The organism is Nonomuraea endophytica (assembly GCF_014203235.1).
GTDB lineage: Bacteria > Actinomycetota > Actinomycetes > Streptosporangiales > Streptosporangiaceae > Nonomuraea > Nonomuraea endophytica.
Window position 1 is genome coordinate 283859 of sequence record NZ_JACHIN010000014.1, and the last position, 18904, is coordinate 302762.

The following is an 18904-nucleotide window of genomic DNA, read 5'->3' on the forward strand; positions in this document are numbered from 1 at the left end:
TCGCGCCGTACCACGTCGCCTGTCCCTCTCTCCTGTAGTTCGCCTACGAGACATTAACGCCCAGCCGGGGGTGCCCGGGGGGTTGAGCGGAGGAACAGCGGTGGAGTTCGACGTTGTCGTTGAGATTCCCAAGGGGCAACGGAACAAGTACGAAGTGGACCACGAGACCGGGAAGATCCGGCTTGACCGGCTCCTGTTCACCTCCACGCAGTACCCCGCGGACTACGGCTTCATCGAGAACACCCTCGGTGAGGACGGCGATCCCCTTGACGCGCTGGTGTTGCTGCAGGAGCCGACGTTCCCCGGCTGCTACATCACCTGCCGCGCGGTCGGCATGTTCCGCATGACCGACGAGAAGGGCGGCGACGACAAGGTGCTGTGCGTCCCCGCCACCGACCCCAGGATGGAGCACATTCGCGACATCCACCACGTGCCCGAGTTCGACCGGCTGGAGATCCAGCACTTCTTCGAGGTCTACAAGGACCTGGAGCCCGGCAAGTCGGTGGAGGGCGCCAACTGGGTGGGCCGCCTGGAGGCCGAGGTCGAGATCAAGCGCTCCTTCCAGCGCCTGAAGGACCAGGGCCACCACTGACGACCCTCAACGAGGACGGGTGGCGCCCACGAGGTCGCGGCGCCACATGGAGGCGATCCTGACGACGTCACCCGTCTGCGGGGCGTGCACCATGAGGCCGCGGCCGATGTACATGCCCACGTGGTGAATGTCACCGGGGTCGCTGGTGATGCGGCCGAAGAACAGCAGGTCGCCCCGGCGCAGCTCGCGTAGCGGGATGTGGGGTCCCGAGGTCCACTGGGTTCCGGTCCAGTGGTCGATCCGGATCCCGGCCCGCTCCCACGCCCGCATGGTCAGCCCCGAGCAGTCGTAGCTGCTCGGCCCGTCGGCCGCCCACACGTACGGCTTGCCGAGCTGCGTGAGCGCCCAGTTGGCGGCGATGTCCCCGTTGGTGGACCCGGCCACTGGCAGCGCCCCGGCGCTGAAGCTCGTGCGTTCGAAGGCGGCGGCGCGTTCCCTGGCCAGCCGGTCGGCGAGGCTGCGGGCTGAGTCGACCTGGTCCTGCAGCTTCTTCTTGGTGGCCAGCAGCGTCTTGGTCTCGCGTGTCTGCTCGGCCACGGCGGCCGTGGCGGCGGTCTTGGCCTCCTCGGCGCGCTCCATGGCGTCCTGCTGCTCTGTCTGCGCGTCGTCGGCCTGCTCGCGCAGGATCTCGGCCACGCGTTCAGCGGCCCGCATGCGGTCGAGGACGAGCGTGCGCTCGCCGCCCATCTGCTCCAGCACCGAGGCCCGGTGCAGGAAGCCGTCGCCGCCGTCCGTGATCATGGTCAGGATCGGCCGCCCGAGGTCGAACCCGCCGTAGGCCTGCGCGGCGATCGCCGCCACGTCCGCCCTGGCGGTCTCGGCCATCGTCTCGGCGTCCAGCAGCCGCGTGCGTGCCGCCTCAGCGGCGACCTTGGCCGCCGCGAGCTTGACCTGCTCTCCGTTGTAGGCCTCGACCAGCCGTTCCGCGGCCGCGTCGAGCTCGTCGAGCCTGCCCTGCGCGGCCGCGAGCTTCGCGGCCGCCGCCCCCAGCGCCTTGTTCTTGTCCCGTACGGCGTCGCGCGCCTCGGCCACGTCGTCGGCCGAAGGCCGCGGGTCGGCGTAGGCGGGCGGGCAAAGGGTGGCGATCAGGCAGGCGACCAGGAGTCCGGCTCTGACGGAGTGCATAGATCCCCCTCGCTCTCGGTCACTCTATGCACACAGTGCCCGTTCGTCACTCACCGCACACATGAATCACACGCAACGTAATCATCACAGGCGAAACAGGCGTTCTATCCAGGGACGGACGCCAATAGAGGGAGGTTTCGCACCACGGGGATAGGTGAAGACAGGTGTCTGGCTTCCATACGCAGCGTGAAGTTCGGCGGCTTTACACCAGTCGGCGCTGACCCGGGCGGCGGCCCAGGCGGCGGCGATGGCCGGGCGCGACTCCTGGTGGCGGTCGTAGGTCTGGAAGAGCGTCATCGTGGCGGCGGCTGCGAGGTGGCCGTCGCCGGGGTAGGCGGTTCCCGCAAGGTAGGGAGCGGTGACCCGGCCGCCGTGGGTGGTGTCCAGGGCCCAGGTCCAGTTGGCCAGCACGAGGCCGAGCACGGGGTCGGGCACGGTGGCTGCGGCGCCGTACATGCGCTCCTGGCGGGCGCCGGTGAGACGGCGGGAGGTCCACAGCCAGTCGAGCTCGGCGGGCGGCTCGCCACCGGCGAGCCAGGACAGGACGGCCAGGCCCCGCGCGGTCCGCAACCGGCACAGTTCGAGCAGGTCGCGCAGCATGCGGGGGCCCGGGTCGAGCCAGGTGGGCCAGGCGACGCAGTGGCTTCTGTGCACCATCGCGGCGAGTTCGTCGCGGACGGTCAGCGGGCAGACGCGGCAGCCGAGGTGCGAGTCGTGGCGCAGCTCGAATGCCTCCATCGCTCAGCTCGCGGTCGGGTCGGGGGCGGCGGTGGGGGTCTCGGCGGTCGGCGTGGCCGTGGGGGTCTGGGTGGGGGTCTGGGTGGGGGTCTGCGTGGGGGTGGCCGACGGAGCAGGGGTCTTGGTGGGCTTTTGTGTGGGGGTGGGCGTCGGCGCGGGGGTGGTCGGGCAGGGCGTGCGGGTGGGGCGGCCCTGCGGGTCCCTGGTGGGACGGCCGGCTCCGGGTTCGCCGCCGGGGTCACCGGGCTCGCCCGGGTCGGGGGCGGCCGGTGGGGTGGTGGACGCGGTGGGAGTCGGCGTGGGCGGGGTGGGCGTGCGGGCGGGCGGCGTGGTGGTGGGATGGGCGGCGGGCGGGGTGACCGCCGACGGCTCGGTGGCGGCCAGGACGCCGACGGGGCGGGTGGCGGTGCTGTCGGGGATGGGTTCGACCTGGATCGCGGTGTCCTGTGGGTCGGGGGCCCAGGGCAGCCTGATGCCGGGCGGCTCGCCGGTGGCCGGGAATGCGCCGGTGGCGAGGCCGGACAGGCCGCCGGTCTCGGTGCCGAACTGGTGGAAGACGACGCCGATCGCGATCACCGTGGCTACGGCCGCCAGCGCGCCAGCCAGCGCCTGAGGCCACTTGCGAGCCTTCTTCTCCCCCGGGCTGGGAAAGCCGGCGGCGTCCAGGGCGGCCGAGCGCCTGGCGACGTAGCGGCGGTACGGCAGGAGCTCGGGGTCGATGAAGCAGCTCATTACCCGGACCCTCAGCGACTGCGGCAGCCGGGCCGCCGGGAGCAGTTCGAAGACCTTGGCGGCGGAGATCTGCCGGTTGCGGTGCGGGGCGCACAGGTCGCAGTGGGCCACGTGCCGGACGAGTTGCCTGCGCATCTCGTTGGTGAGCTCGCCGGAGAAGCCGGCGAGGATGTCGGCGCGGCGCGGGCAGTCGTAGGGGCCCTTCCTGGCCAGGAACTCGGCGGTGATCGCGTCGCGCAGGCGCTCGCGGGCCTCCTCCTCGGCGGTCTCGACCTGGCGCGGCGAGGTGCCGAGGACGGCGGCCAGGTCGAAGGTGGGCAGGGCGTGGCGGGTGCTGAGCTCCAGCAGTTCGCGGTCGCCGGCCGGCAGGCTCCGCACCGCGTTCCATGCCATGACCCGCAGATCCGCGTCGTCGGGGTCGTCGGGCTCCGGGGCTTCGGTCAGCGTCTGCGCGCCTTGGGGCGCCGCGAGGCGGCGGCGGGCGCATTCGCCGCGGGCCAGCGCGTAGAGCCAGGGGCGCAGGCGCTCCGGCTCGGCCAGCGCGCCGATGTGCGCCTCCGCGGCGATGAGCGTGTCGCGCAACGCCACCTGGGCGCTGTCGGAGCTTTGGAGGAGGGACCAGCAGTATTGGTAGATGCCCTCGGCATACGTGTCGTAGAGCGCAGCCAGAGCACCCGGGTCGTCGGCGCGGAGAGCCTCGACCAGGACGCGGTCAGTCATGTTGCTGAAGGTAATGGATTGGTAACTAGTAGTTCTACCGATTCAGCGCTAATGACAGAATGGCCCGCAGATAAAAAGTCCGAATAAAAAGGAATTGTTGCGAAAGCGCCGCGCCCGAGGGCGCGGCGGTTCACTCCTTGTGGTCGTCGCCGGGCAGCGCGGTACGCCCGCGGTCCACCGCGAACGGCTCGGTCGTCGGCATGACCGTGTGCACCGGCACCGCTCCGGCCAGCGCCAGCTCCTCGAACGGCCGGCCGGTCGAGCCCCAGGTACGCGCCACCACCTCGGTCTTGGCCACCTTCGCCCCCGGCGCGAGCCCCTCGACGGTGAGGATGAAGCGCGGCGGCGCGCCCGCCTTCACGTCGTCCACGAACGCGTAGCCGCCGCCGACCAGCTTGCCCGCCGGGTCGCGCAGCAGGGCGTTGACCACCAGGCTGCTCGCGGGCAGCGAGTACGGGTTGTCCACGTACCCGGTGACCAGGTAGGTGCCGTCCTTCTGCTTGAGCGTCTGGACGCCCGAGACCGGGAAGGTGCGGAAGGCCGAGGCGATCCTGGCCGCCGCGCGCCACTGGGCCGGGCGGTACTCGATGGTGACCTTGGCCGGTCGTTCCGAGGCGCTGGCCTGGCCGGCGAACGACAGCGAGCCGCCCGGCGGGACCGCGTCCAGCGGCTGGTCCATGCGCACGACCTCGGCGCCGGCGGCGTCACGGCCGATCACCGTGGCCACCACGTGCTCGCCGAAGTGCCAGGGGTTGGCGTTGGTGAGCACGCCGGCCCAGTTCACGGCGTAGCCGGAGGCGGTCTTGACGGTGTTGGACACCTGCTCCTTCAGCGCCAGCGGCTTGAGCTGGGCAGGCTGCGCTTCTTCTGAGCACCCGGTCAGGAAGATCGCGCCGAGTGCGAGGACAGTGACGGTTCGGCTACGCAGGATCACTTTGCCGTGATAGCCGGTTAATGGGCACGTCATGCGTGAGACACGCGCATGGCGTACCCATTCTTTAACGTGGGCGCACGACCCGCGTCTCATCCCACACCGGCTCAGGAGCCTCGTAAACGGTGCCGTCGGCGCCGAAGACCAGGTATCGGTCGAAGTCCGCGGCGAACCAGCGGTCGTGGGTGACCGCCAGCACGGTGCCGTCGAAGGCGTCCAGGCCAACCTGGAGCGCCTCGGCGCTGGCCAGGTCGAGGTTGTCGGTGGGCTCGTCGAGCAGCAGCAGCGTCGCGCCGGACAGCTCCAGCAGCAGGATCTGCAGGCGGGCCTGCTGGCCGCCGGACAGCGTCTCGAAGCGCTGGTCGGCGATGAGCCCGGCCAGCTCGTAGCGGGCCAGGATCTTCATGGCCTCGTTCTTGAGCCTGGCGTGCTCGGTCATGACGATCTCGACCGAGCTGCGTCCCCGCAGGTCGGGGCGGGCATGGGTCTGGGCGAACAGGCCAGGGACCACGCGCGCGCCGAGCCTGGCGACGCCGGTGTGGCGCACGTCATCGCCGGAGATCAGGCGCAGGAAGTGGGACTTGCCCGAGCCGTTTGAGCCCAGGACGGCGACGCGCTCGCCGTACCAGATCTCGGTGGAGAACGGCTTCATCAGGCCGGTCAGCTCGAGCTCCTCGCAGATGACCGCCCGCTTGCCGGTGCGGCCGCCCTTCAGGCGCATGCGGATGTTCTGCTCGCTGGGCGCCTCCTCCGGCGGGCCCGCCTCCTCGAACCTGCGCAGCCGCGTCTGGGCGGCGTGGTAGGCCGGGGCCATGCCGTCGTTGTAGCGTGCCTTGTTTTTGAGCATGTTGACCAGGGCTTTGAGCTTGGCGTGCTCTTCGTCCCAGCGGCGGCGCAGCTCTTCCAGGCGTTCGTTGCGGGCTCGTCTGGCGTCGGCGTAGGTGGTGAAGTTCCCGCCGTGGATCCAGATGTTGCCGGACTCCACGGTGACGATGCGGTCGGCGGCGTTGGCCAGCAGCTGCCGGTCGTGGCTGACCAGCAGGACCGTCTTGGACGTCTCCCTGAGCTGGCCCTCCAGCCACTCCTTGCCCGGCACGTCGAGGTAGTTGTCGGGCTCGTCGAGCAGCAGCGTCTGGTCGGGGCCGCGCAGCAGCGCCTCCAGCACGAGCCGTTTCTGTTCGCCGCCCGACAAGGTGGCCACGTCCCGATATTTCACGTTGTCGTACGGCACGCCGAGCGCGGCAACCGTACACGTGTCCCAGAGCACCTCGATGTCGTAGCCACCGGCGTCGGTGTAGTCGGTGATGGCCTGGGCGTAGCGGAGCTGCGTCTTCTCGTCCTCGCGCTCCATCATGGCCAGTTCGGCCTTCTCCAGCTTGGCCGCGGCCGCCCGCACCGGCGGGGGCGCGACGCTGAGCAGCAGGTCGTGCACGGTGGAGCCGTCACGGACGCTGCCGATGAACTGGCGCATCACGCCGAGCCCGCCGGAGCTGGCCACGCTCCCCTCGACCGGCTGCAGGTCGCCCGCCACCAGCCGCATCAGCGTCGTCTTGCCGGCCCCGTTGGGACCGACGAGCGCCGCCTTGATCCCGTCGGGGATCCGGAAAGACACGTCGTTCAGCAGCGGCCGGCCGTCCGGCAGCACGTACGTCAGGTGTCCGACCTCGACGTGACCCATCTCCGATCCCTCCCCCAAGCTCCTCGCGCAGGCTACATGGGCGTTTCGCGGGTGGGCATCCGATTTTTCAGCTCGTGCGATCGACCACACCCCGGAGAAGTTCGGTCTTCACGACTCCCTCGACCGCGGCGCAGAGCTTGGTATCGGTTGTGAGCAACGGAATGGCTCTGTCCAGCGCCAGTTGGGCGAAGATCGCGTCATACATGCGGAGCGTGAGCCGGACCGCCAGGGCGGCGGCTCTCTCGAGCCTGTCCGCGTCGACCTGGTGGACGTGAATCCCGAATTCATCGATGACTCGAACGGCCGCGACGAACTCCTCAGCCGTCAGGCGACCGGAGAGAAGCCCCTTCTTCCGCAGAACTCCCGCGACTTCGATGCGCGCGAAATCGGCTGTCTCCAGCCCGACCGATCATGCAGGAAAGCCACTTGGACTTCGCGAGCGTGTTCGAAACCGGGTTGATCGACGAACCACCTCAGAAACACGCCCGTATCGAACAACGTAGGCGTCAGCCACGCGACTCGTCCCGAAGGCGGTGGAGCTCTTCGTCCACGCCCGTCACTCCACGCATCCGCTTCTGGATCCGTTCGAGGGTCCGTACTGCTCCCCCACGGCGGTGTGTCGCCGCGATGTTCTCACGGACGAGCGCCAGGACCGGCGGCACCTGGTCCTCGGGCAGCTGATCGACCAGCGAGTGGAGCTCATCACGGATCGCGCTCATATGCGGAGTCTAACGATTCGAGCGTGATCGGCAGCGGGTCATCCGGGTTTTCGGGGGTAGACAATAAGTGATCTGATGACTAGAACTGTAGTCGGCTCACCTCCTCCCCCCCCTGGATGTGTGATGAAGCGTCTGCGCCTGGTCTTAGTCCCACTCCTACTCGCGCTCCTCCTGCCTCAGCAGGCCATGGCCGCCGAGGCCAACTGCGCGCCCGAATTCCGCGGCTCGTCGATCAACCCCCGGCTGACCAGCCTGTTCAGCACCTACGGAAACGACAACTCCCGCCTCGACGACTGGACGGGTGCCGACGGCACCTACTCGGTCCGCCTGCCCAGCGGCAAGGAGCTCTGGGTCTTCTCCGACACCTTCCTCGGCCAGGTCAACCCGGACGGGTCCCGGCCGCCGGTGGTCGAGGAGGGCGGCACGACCGTGTTCCTCAACAACACCTTCGCGCTGGAGCGCGAGGGACGGCTGCGCACGATCTACGGCGGCCGCCCCGGCAAGCCCGCGGCCGTGATGCCGCCCCGCGACAAGAAGCACTGGTACTGGGCCGGCGACGTGACGCTGGCCGGTGGCATCGTCGAGGTGACCTACCAGGAGTACGAGCGCTTCGGCGACGGCGCCTGGGACTGGAAGTGGCACCGCAACGTCGTGGCCCGCTTCGCGCAGGGCCGCATGGAGCGCCCGCTCAGCGTGCACAACCTGCCCTCCGGCAACAGCGTGGCCTGGGCCTCCGGCATCCTCAAGGACGGCCGCTACACCTACGTCTACGGCGTCGAGGACAAGGGCGCGACCAAGTACATGCACCTGGCCAGGGTCCGCGGCGAGAGCCTGCTGGGCCGCTGGGAGTTCAGGACCGCCGCCGGCACCTGGTCGCCGTCCGAGCGGGACTCGGCGCGCATGATGGAAGGCGTGGCCAACGAGTACAGCGTGACCAAGGTCGGCGACGGCTACGTCCTGATCACCCACGACACGACCGAGGCGCTGAGCGCCAAGATCGTGGCCTACTCCTCCTGCTCGCCGACCGGCCCGTTCACCGGCAAGCAGGTCCTCTACACGACCCCCGAGACCAACGGGAACGTCTTCACCTACAACGCCCACGCCCACCCGGCGGTGGCCGGTGACGGCCTCGTGGTCTCCTACAACGTCAACAGCTTCGTCAACACCGACCACTACCGCGACGTGTCGATCTACCGCCCGCGGTTCATCGACGTGAGGTTTGGTTGAGGCGTAACTGGGCCGCCCGTCTTCGTCGCTTCGCCCTTGACGGCATGGACGCGGTGACGCTGGAGAACGAGCTTCTCCGCGTCACCGTCCTGCCGGGCAAGGGCGGCGACGTCGTCGAGTTTCTGCACAGGCCGACCGACACCGACTTCGTCTGGCTCTCCCCGCAGGGCCTGCGCGCCCCCGCCGGGCACCTGCACGGCGCCGCCGACGACGTGGCCCAGTTCATCGACCACTACGAGGGCGGCTGGCAGGAGATCTTCCCCAGCGGCGGCGCGCCCAGCCTCTACCGGGGAGCCCGCCTGGCCCAGCACGGCGAGGTGTCGGGGCTGCCGTGGGAGTGCGCGGTCGTGGCCGACACGCCCGAGCTCGTCTCGGTACGGCTCAGCGTGCGCACCCGGCGCCTGCCGTACCGGCTGGAAAGGACGCTCACGCTCGCGGCCGGATCGCCCGCGCTGGAGGTCGAGGGCCGCGCGGCCAACGACAGCGGCCTGCCCCTGCACGCCATGTGGGGCCAGCACATCGTGTACGGCGCGCCGTTCCTCAAGCCCGGCCACCGGATCAGGCTGCCCGGCGGCGTGAAGGTGGTCCCGCACGAGACGGCCATCAACCCGGCGGGCCGCAGGGTGGCGCCGGGCGGGCCCTGGGACTGGCCGCTGGTGCCCGCCGACGGCGGTGGCACCACCGATCTCGGCGTGGTGCAGGCGCCCGGCTCGCCGAGCGACATGGTGTACCTGACCGGCTTCAGCGAAGGCTGGTATGAGATCTCGGGAGAGATCGGCATGCGGGTGGAATGGGATGCCGAGATGCTGCCGTATCTGTGGATGTGGCAGGAGTTCGGCGCGTCGGTGGACTATCCCTGGTGGGGCCGGGCTTACGTGCTCGGGCTCGAACCGTTCGCGGGCATGCCGACCGACGGGCTGGCGGCGGCCGTGGGCAACGGCACGGCGATGGCGCTGGGGCCGTACGAGAGCAAGGTGCTGAGATGGCGCGCGGAGGTGCTGGCGTGAACCACGTTGAGGGCAAAGACGTTAAGGGCAAAGACGTTGAGGGCAAAGACGTTGAGGGCAAAGACGTTGAGGGCAAAGACGTTGAGGGCAAGGTGGCCTTGGTGACCGGCGGGTCCACGGGGATCGGGCGGGCGGTCGTCGACCGGCTGGTCGCCGGCGGGGCCTCGGTGGTCTTCTGCGGCCTCGGCGATGGCCTGCCCGTGGAGGGCGAGCGGGTGACCGGGGTGGCGGCCGACGTGCGCGACGCCGGTCAGATGCGCGAGCTCGCCGAGCTGGCGGTCTCCCGCCACGGCGGCCTCGACATCGTGGTGACCTGCGCCGGCGTGCAGCGCTACGGCACCGTCGAGGACACCCCGCAGGAGACCTGGGACGAGGTCATGGACGTCAACGTCAAGGGCGTCTTCCTGGCCTGCCAGGCCGCCGTCCCGCATCTGCGCGCCCGGGGCGGCGGGGCGATCGTCGTGGTCGCCTCCGTCCAGTCCTTCGCCTCGCAGACGCGGGTGGCCGCCTACTCCACCAGCAAGGCGGCCCTGCTCGGCCTGACCAGGTCCATGGCGCTCGACCACGCCGCCGACGGCATCAGGGCCAACGTCGTCTGCCCCGGCTCGGTGGACACGCCCATGCTGCGCTGGGCGGCAGACCTGTGGCGGGGCGAGCGCACGCAGGAGGAGATGGTGGCCGAGTGGGGACGCTCCCACCCGCTGGGCCGGGTGGCCCGGCCGGCGGAGGTGGCCGAGCTGGTCGCGTTCCTCGCCAGCGAGCGGGCCTCGTTCATCACCGGCTCCGAGCACCGCGTGGACGGCGGCCTCCTGTCCGGCGTACCGGTCGCGCTACCCGAGTGAGCCTCTGACGAAGGCGGCCAGGTCGGCCGACTGGCGCAGGCGGCTCGGCTCGTGGACGTACATCATGTGGCCGGCCTCGTAGTACTTGAACTCGACGTTGCCGCTCAGCTCGCCCGGAATGCGCAGCTGGGCGAAGGTGTGCTCGGCGGCGAAGTACGGCGTGGCGCCGTCGTGATAGCCGCAGGCCACGTGGACGCGCAGGTGGTGGTTGTCGCGCATGGCCGCCGCCAGCCTGTCGGCCGCGTGGACGTGGGCGCCCTCGAACTCCTTGTACGACCAGGGCTGCACCCGGCCGGTGAGGATCTCGTAGGGCAGGTCGCTGGTGTAGCTGAGGTCGGCCCGCAGGTAGTGGTTGAGCGCGGCGCTGTAGGGACCGACGATCGCGCTCATGCTGGGGTCGCGGTCGAAGTGCTCGCGGCCGCCGTCCTCGTCCCAGCCGGTGAAGCGGCCGTCGAGGCGGCCCACGATCCGGCGGCGCGAGCGCAGCAGCTCGGTGAAGAAGCGGATGTGCTCCAGGCGCAGGTCGACCCGGTCCACGTAGTCGGGGCCGAGGCCGGTGAGCGCGGCGACCTTGGCGACGGCTGCGGCGCGCTCCTCGGTGGTGAGGCGGTTGCCGCGGGCCAGGGCCCACGGGTAGTCGCGGGCGGCGTACTCCTCGGCCTCGCGCAGCACCTCGGCCAGCGGGCGCTCGCCGTGCAGGCCGTGGTAGTGCGCGATGGCCGCGTACGTGGGCAGGTAGAGGGCGTAGGCCAGGTCGTTGCCCGGGTTGAACTCGCCGGTGATGAAGTCGAGCACCGAGGAGATCAGCATGAGCCCGTTGAGGTACATGCCGTAGCGGGTCTGCAGGTGGTCGGCGAGCGCGGCGGCCCTGAGCGTGCCGTAGGACTCCCCGGCCAGGAACTTGGGCGACATCCACCGCCCGTTGCGGGTGGTCCAGAGCCGGATGATCTCCCCGACCGACTCCACGTCGCCGGTGAAGCCGTGGTAGGCGTCGGGCTTGGAGCCCTCGGCGGCCCGGGAGAAACCGGTGGAGACCGGGTCGATGAACACCAGGTCGCTCTCGTTGAGCAGCGTCTCGGCGTTGTCGGCCAGCCCGTACGGCGGAGGCAGCAGCGCCCCTGCGTCGCCCATGACCACCCGGCGCGGGCCGAGCACCCCGAGATGCAGCCACACGCTCGACGACCCGGGCCCGCCGTTGAAGGCGAAGGTGACGGGGCGCGTCAGCGGGTCGGCGCCGTCGAGCGTGTAGGCGGTGACGAACATCTCGGCCTTGGCCTGGTGCCCGTCGAAGGCGCCGTCGGTGAACGTCTCCTCCCGCAGCACCATGGTCCCGGTCCTGGCCGTGTACGGCTGGCCGGAGGTGAGCGTGTGCAGGGTGGTGACCAGGTTGTCGGCGGGAGTGGTGTTCGTCATGAGGATGAGACTATGTCCGGACTTCTACTGAAATATCAGGGTCGGCAAAGCGCTCGTTGGGCACCTGCGCGTACCACCCCGGCCGGCCCGGATCGCGGTCGTACGGGTAGCCGCCCGTCTCCCGGTAGAGCTCGGCGTACCGCGCCACCTTGTCGCGGTCCAGCCGGACCCCCAGCCCCGGGCCTGAGGGCACCGCGATCGCGCCGTTCACGTACGGCAGCTTGCCGCCTTCGATCACGTCGTCGCGGAGCTGGTGGTAGTGGGCGTCGGCGGCGTACCCGAGGTTGGGCAGCACCGCGCCCAGGTGGAGCATGGTCGCGAGCTGGATGCCCAGCTCGCCCGATGAGTGCACAGCCACGCCGAGCTGGAACGTCTCACACACGCCCGCCGCCTTCACACACGGCCGGATGCCGCCCCAGAAGGTCGTGTCCAGCAGGATCACGTCCGCGCTGCGCCGCATGACGTTCGAGGCCAGCTGCTCGAAGTTGACCACCACGGTGTTGGTGGCCAGCGGCACGCGTACCTGCTCGCGGACCTGCCGCAGGCCCTCCAGGCCGAAGACCGGGTCCTCCAGGTAGTCGTTGTTGAGGTCCTCGATGGCCCGGCCGAACCGCAGGCCCTCGGCCATCGAGAGCACGGCGTTCGGGTCGTAGCGCAGCCGGTCCTCGGGGAAGGCCGCGGCCAGCGCCCGGTAGCACTCCAGCTCGTAGCCGGGCGGGAAGACGCCGCCCTTGAGCTTGTGCACCGTGAAGCCGTGCTCCCGCTTGAGCTCGCGCGCCTGCTCCACGAGCTGGTCGGGGGTCCTGATCTCCTTGTGGCCCTCGGCCGCGTACCTGAAGAACAGATAGGAGGCGAAGGCCACCTCGTCGCGTACGCGCCCGCCGAGCAGGTCGTGCACCGGCACCCCGAGGTGCTGCCCGACCAGGTCGAGGCAGGCGAACTCGATGGCCGCGAGCAGCTGCGTGCGGTTGTTGTAGAGCGAGGCGGTGGGGTTGGCGATCTTGAAGCGGAGCGCTTCGAGCTGGAACGGGTCGTGGCCGGTCAGGTAGGGCAGCAACGCCTTGAAGGCGGCCTCGGCGCTCTCGCCGCCACCGCCCATCTCGCCCAGCCCGACGAGCCCGTTGTCCGCCTCGACCTCGACGATCGTGCGGACGAACCGGCCCCAGTGGGCGCCGTTGCTGTGCCGCAGCGGCGCTTCGAGCGGGACGGCGACCGTCGTCGCCCGGATGTCAACGATCTTCACAAGTCCCCCAAACGGCGGCCACCCCGCAGGCGGGCAGCGCTACCTTGACCGATTCGCCGTCGACCGCCGCGGGCGCCAGGTCGGTGAGCAGCCCGGAGCTGACCTGGGCTTCGCGCAGGCCGGGCAGCGTCACGCGCGCCTCCACCGGCCGCGGCGCCAGCGACTGCAGGCGCACCACCAGGCCCTCCGGCGACCGGCCCAGCGAGGTGACCAGCACGTCGGGGTGGTCGACGCGGACGTACTCGTGTGCTTCCGCGTCGGCGCCGGTCGTCAGGACCCCGATGAACGGCTCGGTCAGCCCCGCCGCGGCCCGCGCGCCCAGGCGTCTGGCCTCGACTCCGGCCGAGGAGGTGACGGCGTAGCGGAACGTGGTCTCACCCTGCTGCTGGGCGGGGAAGTTGGTGTCCCAGATGTTGTTGAGCGCCCAGGAGTAGACGGTGCCCGCCTCCTCCTCCAGCGTGGGCGGGAATGGCGCGTACGGCATGTGGATGGTGCCGAGCTGCACCAGCGGCGCCTCCATCGTGGCCCAGGCGATGGTCAGCTCGGGGTCCTCGTAGGCGATCCAGTGGCGGATCGGCAGCATGTACTCCGCCGAACCCGGCACCCGGGGCACGCCGGGACCGCCGACACCACCGGTCAGCTCCCAGGCCGCCGGGGCGCCCGCGGCGAACGGGAAGGCCAGGAAGACCGCCTCCTTCGCCGGAGTGCCCTGCTTGGCGAGCTGGTAGGTCAGGTCGAGCCTGGGCACGCCCCTGTGCAGCTCGATGGTGGTACGCAGCCAGTCGACGCCCTTGCCCTGCAGCTCCACGACGAGCTTCTCGCTCACCGCGGTGCGCTGCGCCTTGACCACGGCGGCGTTCCTGGCGATGGCCCGGTCGCCGAGCAGCGTGCGGTCGTGCGCGCCCACGTGTCCGGACATGTGGTTGAAATGCGGGGCGGTGGCGTAGCGGTCGTAGACGTACTGGCCGAACCCGGCGGCGGCGTCGGCGTTGACCAGCTCGCGACCGGCCACCTTGTCGAAGATCGAGCGGACGTAGCCCTCGCGCAGGTCGTAGGTGACCCGGTAGAACTCGTTCTCGATCACCGGTTCCGTGCCCATGTCGACCGGCTCCGGAGCCTGCGTCTCGGCGGCGACGACGTCCACCCGGGCGTAGCCGTACCCGGGGACGTCGGGGACCACGGCGTGCAGGTGGCGCCCGATCGGCCGCGTCGGCCAGTCCTCCGGGAGCACGACCTCCTCGTGGTGGGGCAGGATCTGCCCGGTCCTGGCGTCCTTCAGCGCGATCGGCGCGTCGATGGGCACGAGGTCGCGCGGCAGGAACGCCTTCACCACGTCCGTCCTGGCGTGCGTGCCCGGGTTGAAGACCGCGAACGAAGCCGCGCCCTCCCCGCTCAGCGCCGCGCCGAACCGGCGGATGGCCGCGTGCAGCAGGTCGGCCGCGTCGTCCTGGGCGTCGTAGGCCCCGGCCGACTTCCTGGTCCACTGCAGCCCGCCCGAGTCGCCCGCCTCCTCGGCGTCCTCCCACGGGTTGGCCGCGCCCCAGGTGTGCTCGTTGAACAGCGCCACCTTGTCGTAGGCCAGCGAGATCTGCTCGGTGGCGTCGACACCGGCCAGCGTGTGCAGCGTCTCGGCCGCCCTCAGCGAGGACTGCGCCCGCCGCACATATCCCAGCGGCCGGGCGCCGGAGCCGAGCCCGTCGGCCCACCAGTCGGTCCAGTCGCCCTCGTGCACGGCCAGCCGGTCGCCGTAGCGCTCCTCGACGTGCTCGAAGAAGTCGCTGTTGACCGCCGAGCGCAGCCTCGGCCAGGCCCACTGCTCGTTCCAGCGCCGCGCGATCGACGCCGGGACGATCGAGGGCCCCGCGTTGTCGGCGTGCGCGCCCTGCACCCGCAGATGCAACACATCCAGCTCGTACGGCTCCCGCGGCGCGTCCGGCCCCTGCCACCCGAACGTGCCAGGCCCATACGGATACCCCCGGGTGGCCAGCGCCGACAGGTAACGCGGCAAAAGGTCGTCGGCCAACTCGTAGGAGTCGGTCAGCCCGACCGTGTTGCCCTCCATGTACGCCATGCCGTGCGGCGTGTCGGTGAACCACACCAGCACCCGCTGCCCCGACGGCGCCTGCCACCAGAACGGCCTGGTCAGCTTGTCGCCGCCGTGCAGATACGGCACCGACCGCCCGGCCCAGTTGTGCGCCGCGGCCAGATACCGCACCCCCGCCGCGTTGAGCGCGTCGACAAGCCCGACCACGGCGCCGGGCACGTCGGTGTGCATCGCCGACTTGACCGGGAAGTCGAAGACCTGGCGCAGCTGCCGGTAGAGCTCCTCGGTCGAGCACGCCTCGGTGTGCAGCTGGAACGGCAGCGCGGTGACCTCGATGATCCCCTCGCGGGCCGCCCGGTTGAAGCGTTCCACCTGCTCGGCCGGGCGGGCCGCCAGCCACTTGGCCGCGGGCATCGAAGACTCGACCGTCCAGCGGAACTTGGCGTCGTCCGGCCACGAGGCGGTCTCGTCGGCCAGCCGTACCGCCGCGTCGAGGTATTCCAAGTGGTGGCGCAGGACCGTGCCCTGCGGGTCGGTGTAGCCGATGTCCAGGTGGGAGTGGTGCACGACGAAGACGCTCCACTTGCGCTGCGGCGTCACCGTGACCTCGGCCGAGCCGATCACGCCCGCGGCGTCGCGCACCTCCAGCGTGAACGTCCTGGGCTCGGTCACCTCCGGCACCAGCAGGGTGACGTCCGCGCCCGTTTTCTGATCAACGTCCTTCAGCGACACGATCAGGTCGGAGCCGATCAATCCGGTGCACGACACCCTGACCGCCTGGCGCCCGTCATGGGTGAACAACGGCAGTACGGCCAGCCGTACCTCCAAGCCGCGCACACTGATCACCGGGGTCGAGGTGTCGTGCCGCAGCGCCTGCCTGATTCCGTCGTAGTCCGGGGAACCGAGGCTCCTCTGCAGCAACCGGCTCGTCATCACACACTCCCTAGAGAAAGGCCCCTGGCGAAGAGGCGCTGGGTGGCGAGGAACAACGCGACCGTCGGCAGCGAGACCATCAGGCCGGCGGCCAGGCCGACGGGGACGGGCGTGCCCGCGTAGACGTCGGTGATCAGGCCGTTGAGCGCGACCATGACCGGCCGCACCCCCTCGGACTGGGTCAGGACCAGGCCGAAGATCAGGTCGTTCCAGATGAAGGTGAACTCAAGGATGAAGACCGCGGCCAGCGCGCTCATCGAGAGCGGCAGGTAGATGCGGAAGAAGATGCGGAAGGTCGAGGCGCCGTCCATCCTGGCCGCCTCGAAGATGGAGAAGGCCACGCCCGAGTAGAAGTTGCGCAGCACGAACGCGGCCAGCGGCACGTTGATCGCGGTGTAGAGGAGCAGCATGCCGAAGCGGTCGTCGTAGAGCCCGGCGTCGCTGTAGCCGATGAACAGCGGCACCAGCAGCATCTGTGACGGGAAGATCGTGCCGCCGAAGATGAGCATGAACCACAGGAAGCCGAAGCGCAGCCTGAGCACCACGATCGTGTATCCGGCCATGGCGCCGATGAGCACGCCGAGCAGGGGCGAGACCACGCTGTACAGGGCGGTGCTGGCCAGGCTCTGGGCGAGGTCGGCCCGCTCCAACGCGGTCGAGAAGTTCTGGAACAGCGCGAAGTCGCCCGAAGGGACCCATGCGCTGGCCGGGTCGTAGGCGTCGGCCGGGCGCGAGGCGTTGACCAGCAGCAGGTAGGTGGGACCGAGCCAGATCAGCCCGAGCACCACCAGCACGAGTCGGCGAATCACGAGGCCTCCTTCGTCGGCCTCATGATCAAGATGCTGTGTCCACTGATGGCTTCACTTCGTTCAGCCATTGACCTGCCTCCTCAGGTAGAGCCAGGAGGCCAGTCCGGCCACCACGGTCAGCAGCACCGCGACCGCGGAGCCGTAGCCGTACTTGGTGGCGACGAACGTCTCGCGGTACATCATCACCGCCAGCGTCTCGGAGTTGCGTCCTGGCCCGCCCTGCGTCATCGCCCAGACGATGTCGAACGTCTTCAGCCCCGCCACCAGCGCCAGCCCCACCACGACCGCGGTCAGCGGGCGCATCAGCGGCCAGATGACGTGCCGGAACAACGACCAGCCCGACGCCCCGTCGAGCCTGGCCGCCTCGATCGGCGCCTTCGGGATCGACTGCAGGCCGACCACGAACAACAGCGTGTTCACGCCGAGTTGCTGCCACGTCCACACCAGCAGCATCGCGATCGTGTTGTGCGGCGCCTCCTGCATGTACGCGGTGTCGGTGCCGAGCAGCAGGTTCGCGATCCCGTCGTGGGACAGGATGGGGCTCCAGACCATGCCGAGCCCGGCGCCGCTCAGCGCGTACGGCAGCATGAACGGCACCCGGAACCAGGCACCGCCCTTGATGTCGTAGGACAGCACCGCCACCAGCAGGCCCAGCCCGACCGGGAGCACCATCGTGCCGACCACCCAGATCAGCGTGTTCCTGGTCGAGGTGAGCAGCGCCGGGTCGTCGAAGAGCCGGGTGAAGTTGCGCAGGCCGACGAACTCGGGGTCGGCCAGGCCGTCGTAGGCGGTGAGGCTGAGGTAGGCCGTCCACAGGAACGGCGCGTACAGGAGCCCGGCGACCAGGAGGACCGCCGGGGCCACGTACCCGCCCCGGAACCGCCCGAGGATGGGAGCGGTTCTCACTGGTGCGTGCTCCAGTACTCGTCGGCGGCCTTCTGAATCGTCTCCAGCACCTCCTTGGTGGTGCTGGTGTCGGAGACGAACTTGCCGAAGCCGTCCAGCGCGGCCGACAGGATCGGCGGCGGCGTCGCCTCGAAGTAGCGGTTGACCAGGCGGTACTTACCGCTGCCCGCGTCCTTCGTGATCGAGTTGAGCGCCTCGTCCTTGACCGTGACCTTGGGGTTGGCGCTGACGTCGCCCCTGCTGCTTGCCCACTTCTCCTGGGCTCCGGCGCTCGTCCACCACTTGAGGTACTTCATCGAGGCCGCGGGGTCGGCGGCCTTGTCCAGCGCGCAGAGCGGGCCGCTCTCGAAGATGACCGAGGTCTTGGGCAGCGACGTGTTGACGTTCGGGATGACGAAGAAGCCGTAGTCCTTGCCCGGCGCCATGCTGCGGGTGGTCATGCTCGTGTTGAAGAACGTGCCGAAGGAGACCATCGCGGTCTTGCCGGTCTTCAGCAGGTCCGCCGGGTCGGTCTTGTCACCGGCGTTCACGAAGTATCCGGCGTCGATGAGTTCCTTCCACTTGTCCATCACCGCGACCACGCCCGGGTCGGTGTACTTGGCCTTGCCGGTGGACAACCGGTCGTACAGGTCGGGATCCATCCCGGCCATGAGCTGCTCGAACCAGACGAAGGAGAACAACACGCTGGTGTGGTAGAAGGGCGTGACCCCGGCCTTCTTCAGCGTGTCCGCGGCCTTGATCAGCTCCTCCCAGGTGGTCGGCGGCTTGACGCCGTGCTTCTCGAAGACCGGCATGTTGTAGAACATGCCCCAGTAGGCGACGTTGAGCGGGACGCAGTACTGCTTGCCGCCGACCGTGTAATAGGGGGCCAGATCCTGCGGCAGGTCACCCGCCTTGATCGCCTCCTGCCAGACTGCGGTGGTGTCGGCGACCTGCTTCTGCTTGACGATCTCTTCGAGCATCCCCCCGGTCTGCCAGGTGAACAGGTCGGGCTTCACGTCGGTGCGGAACGAGGCCTTGATGAACGCCTGGTACTGCGCCGAGTCGGTGTAACCCACCGGCTTCATCGACAGGCTGATCTGCTGCTTGGACAGGGCGCCCATGCCGTCGAAATACTTGCTCCAGGCACCTTTGTCGTTGTAGAGCGACAGCTCGCTCTTCTTCTGCGGTGCTGCGGCGTCGTTGCCACCGCAGGCCGCCAGGGTGAGGGTGGCGGCCAATCCGAGCGCGGCCAGAGTGCGCATG

At 69.8% G+C, this 18904-nt stretch carries 17 protein-coding genes; 4 read left to right on the top strand and 13 right to left on the bottom strand.

Annotated elements, in window-relative coordinates; all coding sequences use genetic code 11:
- The first annotated feature begins 100 nt into the window (after window positions 1-100).
- On the top strand, window positions 101-592 hold the full coding sequence (locus HNR40_RS41225; RefSeq protein WP_184971400.1) for an inorganic diphosphatase: 492 nt from the start codon (window positions 101-103) through the stop codon (window positions 590-592).
- 6 nt (window positions 593-598) lie between these two features.
- Here HNR40_RS41225 and HNR40_RS41230 read toward each other — a convergent pair whose 3' ends face one another.
- From HNR40_RS41230 to HNR40_RS41260, 7 genes are all read right to left on the bottom strand, one after another.
- Complete coding sequence (locus tag HNR40_RS41230; protein WP_184971402.1) at window positions 599-1717, bottom strand: C40 family peptidase; 1119 nt, start codon at window positions 1715-1717, stop codon at window positions 599-601.
- Window positions 1718-1801: 84 nt separating this feature from the next.
- Window positions 1802-2455 carry a hypothetical protein gene (locus HNR40_RS41235; protein WP_184971404.1) on the bottom strand — a complete coding sequence of 218 codons (654 nt, stop codon included), beginning with the start codon at window positions 2453-2455 and terminating at the stop codon, window positions 1802-1804.
- 3 nt (window positions 2456-2458) lie between these two features.
- Window positions 2459-3907: an RNA polymerase sigma factor gene (locus HNR40_RS41240; RefSeq protein ID WP_184971406.1), complete on the bottom strand. Its 1449-nt coding sequence runs from the start codon at window positions 3905-3907 to the stop codon at window positions 2459-2461.
- A gap of 130 nt (window positions 3908-4037) precedes the next feature.
- Complete coding sequence (locus HNR40_RS41245) at window positions 4038-4841, bottom strand: hypothetical protein (RefSeq protein WP_184971408.1); 804 nt, start codon at window positions 4839-4841, stop codon at window positions 4038-4040.
- Between the two features lie 64 nt (window positions 4842-4905).
- Entirely contained in the window at window positions 4906-6516 is a 1611-nt protein-coding gene (locus HNR40_RS41250; RefSeq protein ID WP_184971410.1) for an ABC-F family ATP-binding cassette domain-containing protein, read from the bottom strand.
- A 67-nt stretch (window positions 6517-6583) separates the two neighbouring features.
- Window positions 6584-6916 (bottom strand): type II toxin-antitoxin system VapC family toxin, encoded by a 333-nt coding sequence (locus HNR40_RS41255; RefSeq protein ID WP_184971507.1) that lies wholly within the window; start codon window positions 6914-6916, stop codon window positions 6584-6586.
- Window positions 6917-7022: 106 nt separating this feature from the next.
- Window positions 7023-7235, bottom strand: coding sequence for a hypothetical protein (locus HNR40_RS41260; RefSeq protein ID WP_184971518.1), 213 nt, complete (start codon window positions 7233-7235; stop codon window positions 7023-7025).
- Between the two features lie 123 nt (window positions 7236-7358).
- On the opposite strand from HNR40_RS41260, the gene HNR40_RS41265 reads away from it, so the two are divergent.
- The 3 genes from HNR40_RS41265 to HNR40_RS41275 all read left to right on the top strand — a co-directional run bounded on the left by HNR40_RS41265 (window position 7359) and on the right by HNR40_RS41275 (window position 10311).
- The gene (locus HNR40_RS41265) at window positions 7359-8462 is read left to right on the top strand and encodes a DUF5005 domain-containing protein (protein WP_184971412.1); all 1104 of its coding nucleotides are present in this window, start codon (window positions 7359-7361) and stop codon (window positions 8460-8462) included.
- A 44-nt stretch (window positions 8463-8506) separates the two neighbouring features.
- Window positions 8507-9469, top strand: coding sequence for a DUF4432 family protein (locus HNR40_RS41270; RefSeq protein WP_246510104.1), 963 nt, complete (start codon window positions 8507-8509; stop codon window positions 9467-9469).
- Window positions 9470-9570: 101 nt separating this feature from the next.
- The gene (locus HNR40_RS41275) at window positions 9571-10311 is read left to right on the top strand and encodes an SDR family NAD(P)-dependent oxidoreductase (protein ID WP_312896706.1); all 741 of its coding nucleotides are present in this window, start codon (window positions 9571-9573) and stop codon (window positions 10309-10311) included.
- On the opposite strand, the gene HNR40_RS41280 is transcribed toward HNR40_RS41275, so the two are convergent.
- Genes HNR40_RS41280 through HNR40_RS41305 form a run of 6 tightly spaced genes read right to left on the bottom strand, consistent with a single transcriptional unit; the run spans window position 10300 to window position 18903 of the window.
- Entirely contained in the window at window positions 10300-11724 is a 1425-nt protein-coding gene (locus tag HNR40_RS41280) for a S10 family peptidase (RefSeq protein ID WP_184971418.1), read from the bottom strand. The two genes, HNR40_RS41275 and HNR40_RS41280, sit on opposite strands and share 12 nt — an antisense overlap.
- 10 nt (window positions 11725-11734) lie before the next feature.
- Complete coding sequence (locus tag HNR40_RS41285) at window positions 11735-12967, bottom strand: enolase C-terminal domain-like protein (RefSeq protein ID WP_184971420.1); 1233 nt, start codon at window positions 12965-12967, stop codon at window positions 11735-11737.
- A complete protein-coding gene (locus HNR40_RS41290) occupies window positions 12954-15944 on the bottom strand; it encodes a glycoside hydrolase family 38 N-terminal domain-containing protein (protein WP_184971422.1) in 2991 nt (996 codons plus the stop codon). Before HNR40_RS41290 ends, HNR40_RS41285 begins: the two co-directional genes overlap by 14 nt.
- Window positions 15944-16753, bottom strand: a complete 810-nt coding sequence (locus HNR40_RS41295) for a carbohydrate ABC transporter permease (protein WP_184971424.1) — start codon at window positions 16751-16753, stop codon at window positions 15944-15946. The genes HNR40_RS41290 and HNR40_RS41295 overlap by 1 nt, the downstream gene beginning before the upstream one ends.
- Window positions 16754-16813: 60 nt before the next feature.
- Window positions 16814-17659 (bottom strand): carbohydrate ABC transporter permease, encoded by an 846-nt coding sequence (locus HNR40_RS41300; RefSeq protein ID WP_312896707.1) that lies wholly within the window; start codon window positions 17657-17659, stop codon window positions 16814-16816.
- On the bottom strand, window positions 17656-18903 hold the full coding sequence (locus HNR40_RS41305) for an ABC transporter substrate-binding protein (RefSeq protein ID WP_184971426.1): 1248 nt from the start codon (window positions 18901-18903) through the stop codon (window positions 17656-17658). The genes HNR40_RS41300 and HNR40_RS41305 overlap by 4 nt, the downstream gene beginning before the upstream one ends.
- Window position 18904 lies beyond the last annotated feature (1 nt).

What these genes read in the sequence shown, in the direction of transcription:
- HNR40_RS41230 (WP_184971402.1), bottom strand. Translation starts at nt 1,717, where the DNA reads ATGCACTCCGTCAGAGCCGGACTCCTGGTCGCCTGCCTGATCGCCACC.
- HNR40_RS41235 (WP_184971404.1), bottom strand. Translation starts at nt 2,455, where the DNA reads ATGGAGGCATTCGAGCTGCGCCACGACTCGCACCTCGGCTGCCGCGTC.
- HNR40_RS41240 (WP_184971406.1), bottom strand. Translation starts at nt 3,907, where the DNA reads ATGACTGACCGCGTCCTGGTCGAGGCTCTCCGCGCCGACGACCCGGGT.
- HNR40_RS41250 (WP_184971410.1), bottom strand. Translation starts at nt 6,516, where the DNA reads ATGGGTCACGTCGAGGTCGGACACCTGACGTACGTGCTGCCGGACGGC.
- HNR40_RS41260 (WP_184971518.1), bottom strand. Translation starts at nt 7,235, where the DNA reads ATGAGCGCGATCCGTGATGAGCTCCACTCGCTGGTCGATCAGCTGCCC.
- HNR40_RS41265 (WP_184971412.1), top strand. Translation starts at nt 7,359, where the DNA reads ATGAAGCGTCTGCGCCTGGTCTTAGTCCCACTCCTACTCGCGCTCCTC.
- HNR40_RS41270 (WP_246510104.1), top strand. Translation starts at nt 8,507, where the DNA reads ATGGACGCGGTGACGCTGGAGAACGAGCTTCTCCGCGTCACCGTCCTG.
- HNR40_RS41280 (WP_184971418.1), bottom strand. Translation starts at nt 11,724, where the DNA reads ATGACGAACACCACTCCCGCCGACAACCTGGTCACCACCCTGCACACG.
- HNR40_RS41290 (WP_184971422.1), bottom strand. Translation starts at nt 15,944, where the DNA reads ATGACGAGCCGGTTGCTGCAGAGGAGCCTCGGTTCCCCGGACTACGAC.
- HNR40_RS41305 (WP_184971426.1), bottom strand. Translation starts at nt 18,903, where the DNA reads ATGCGCACTCTGGCCGCGCTCGGATTGGCCGCCACCCTCACCCTGGCG.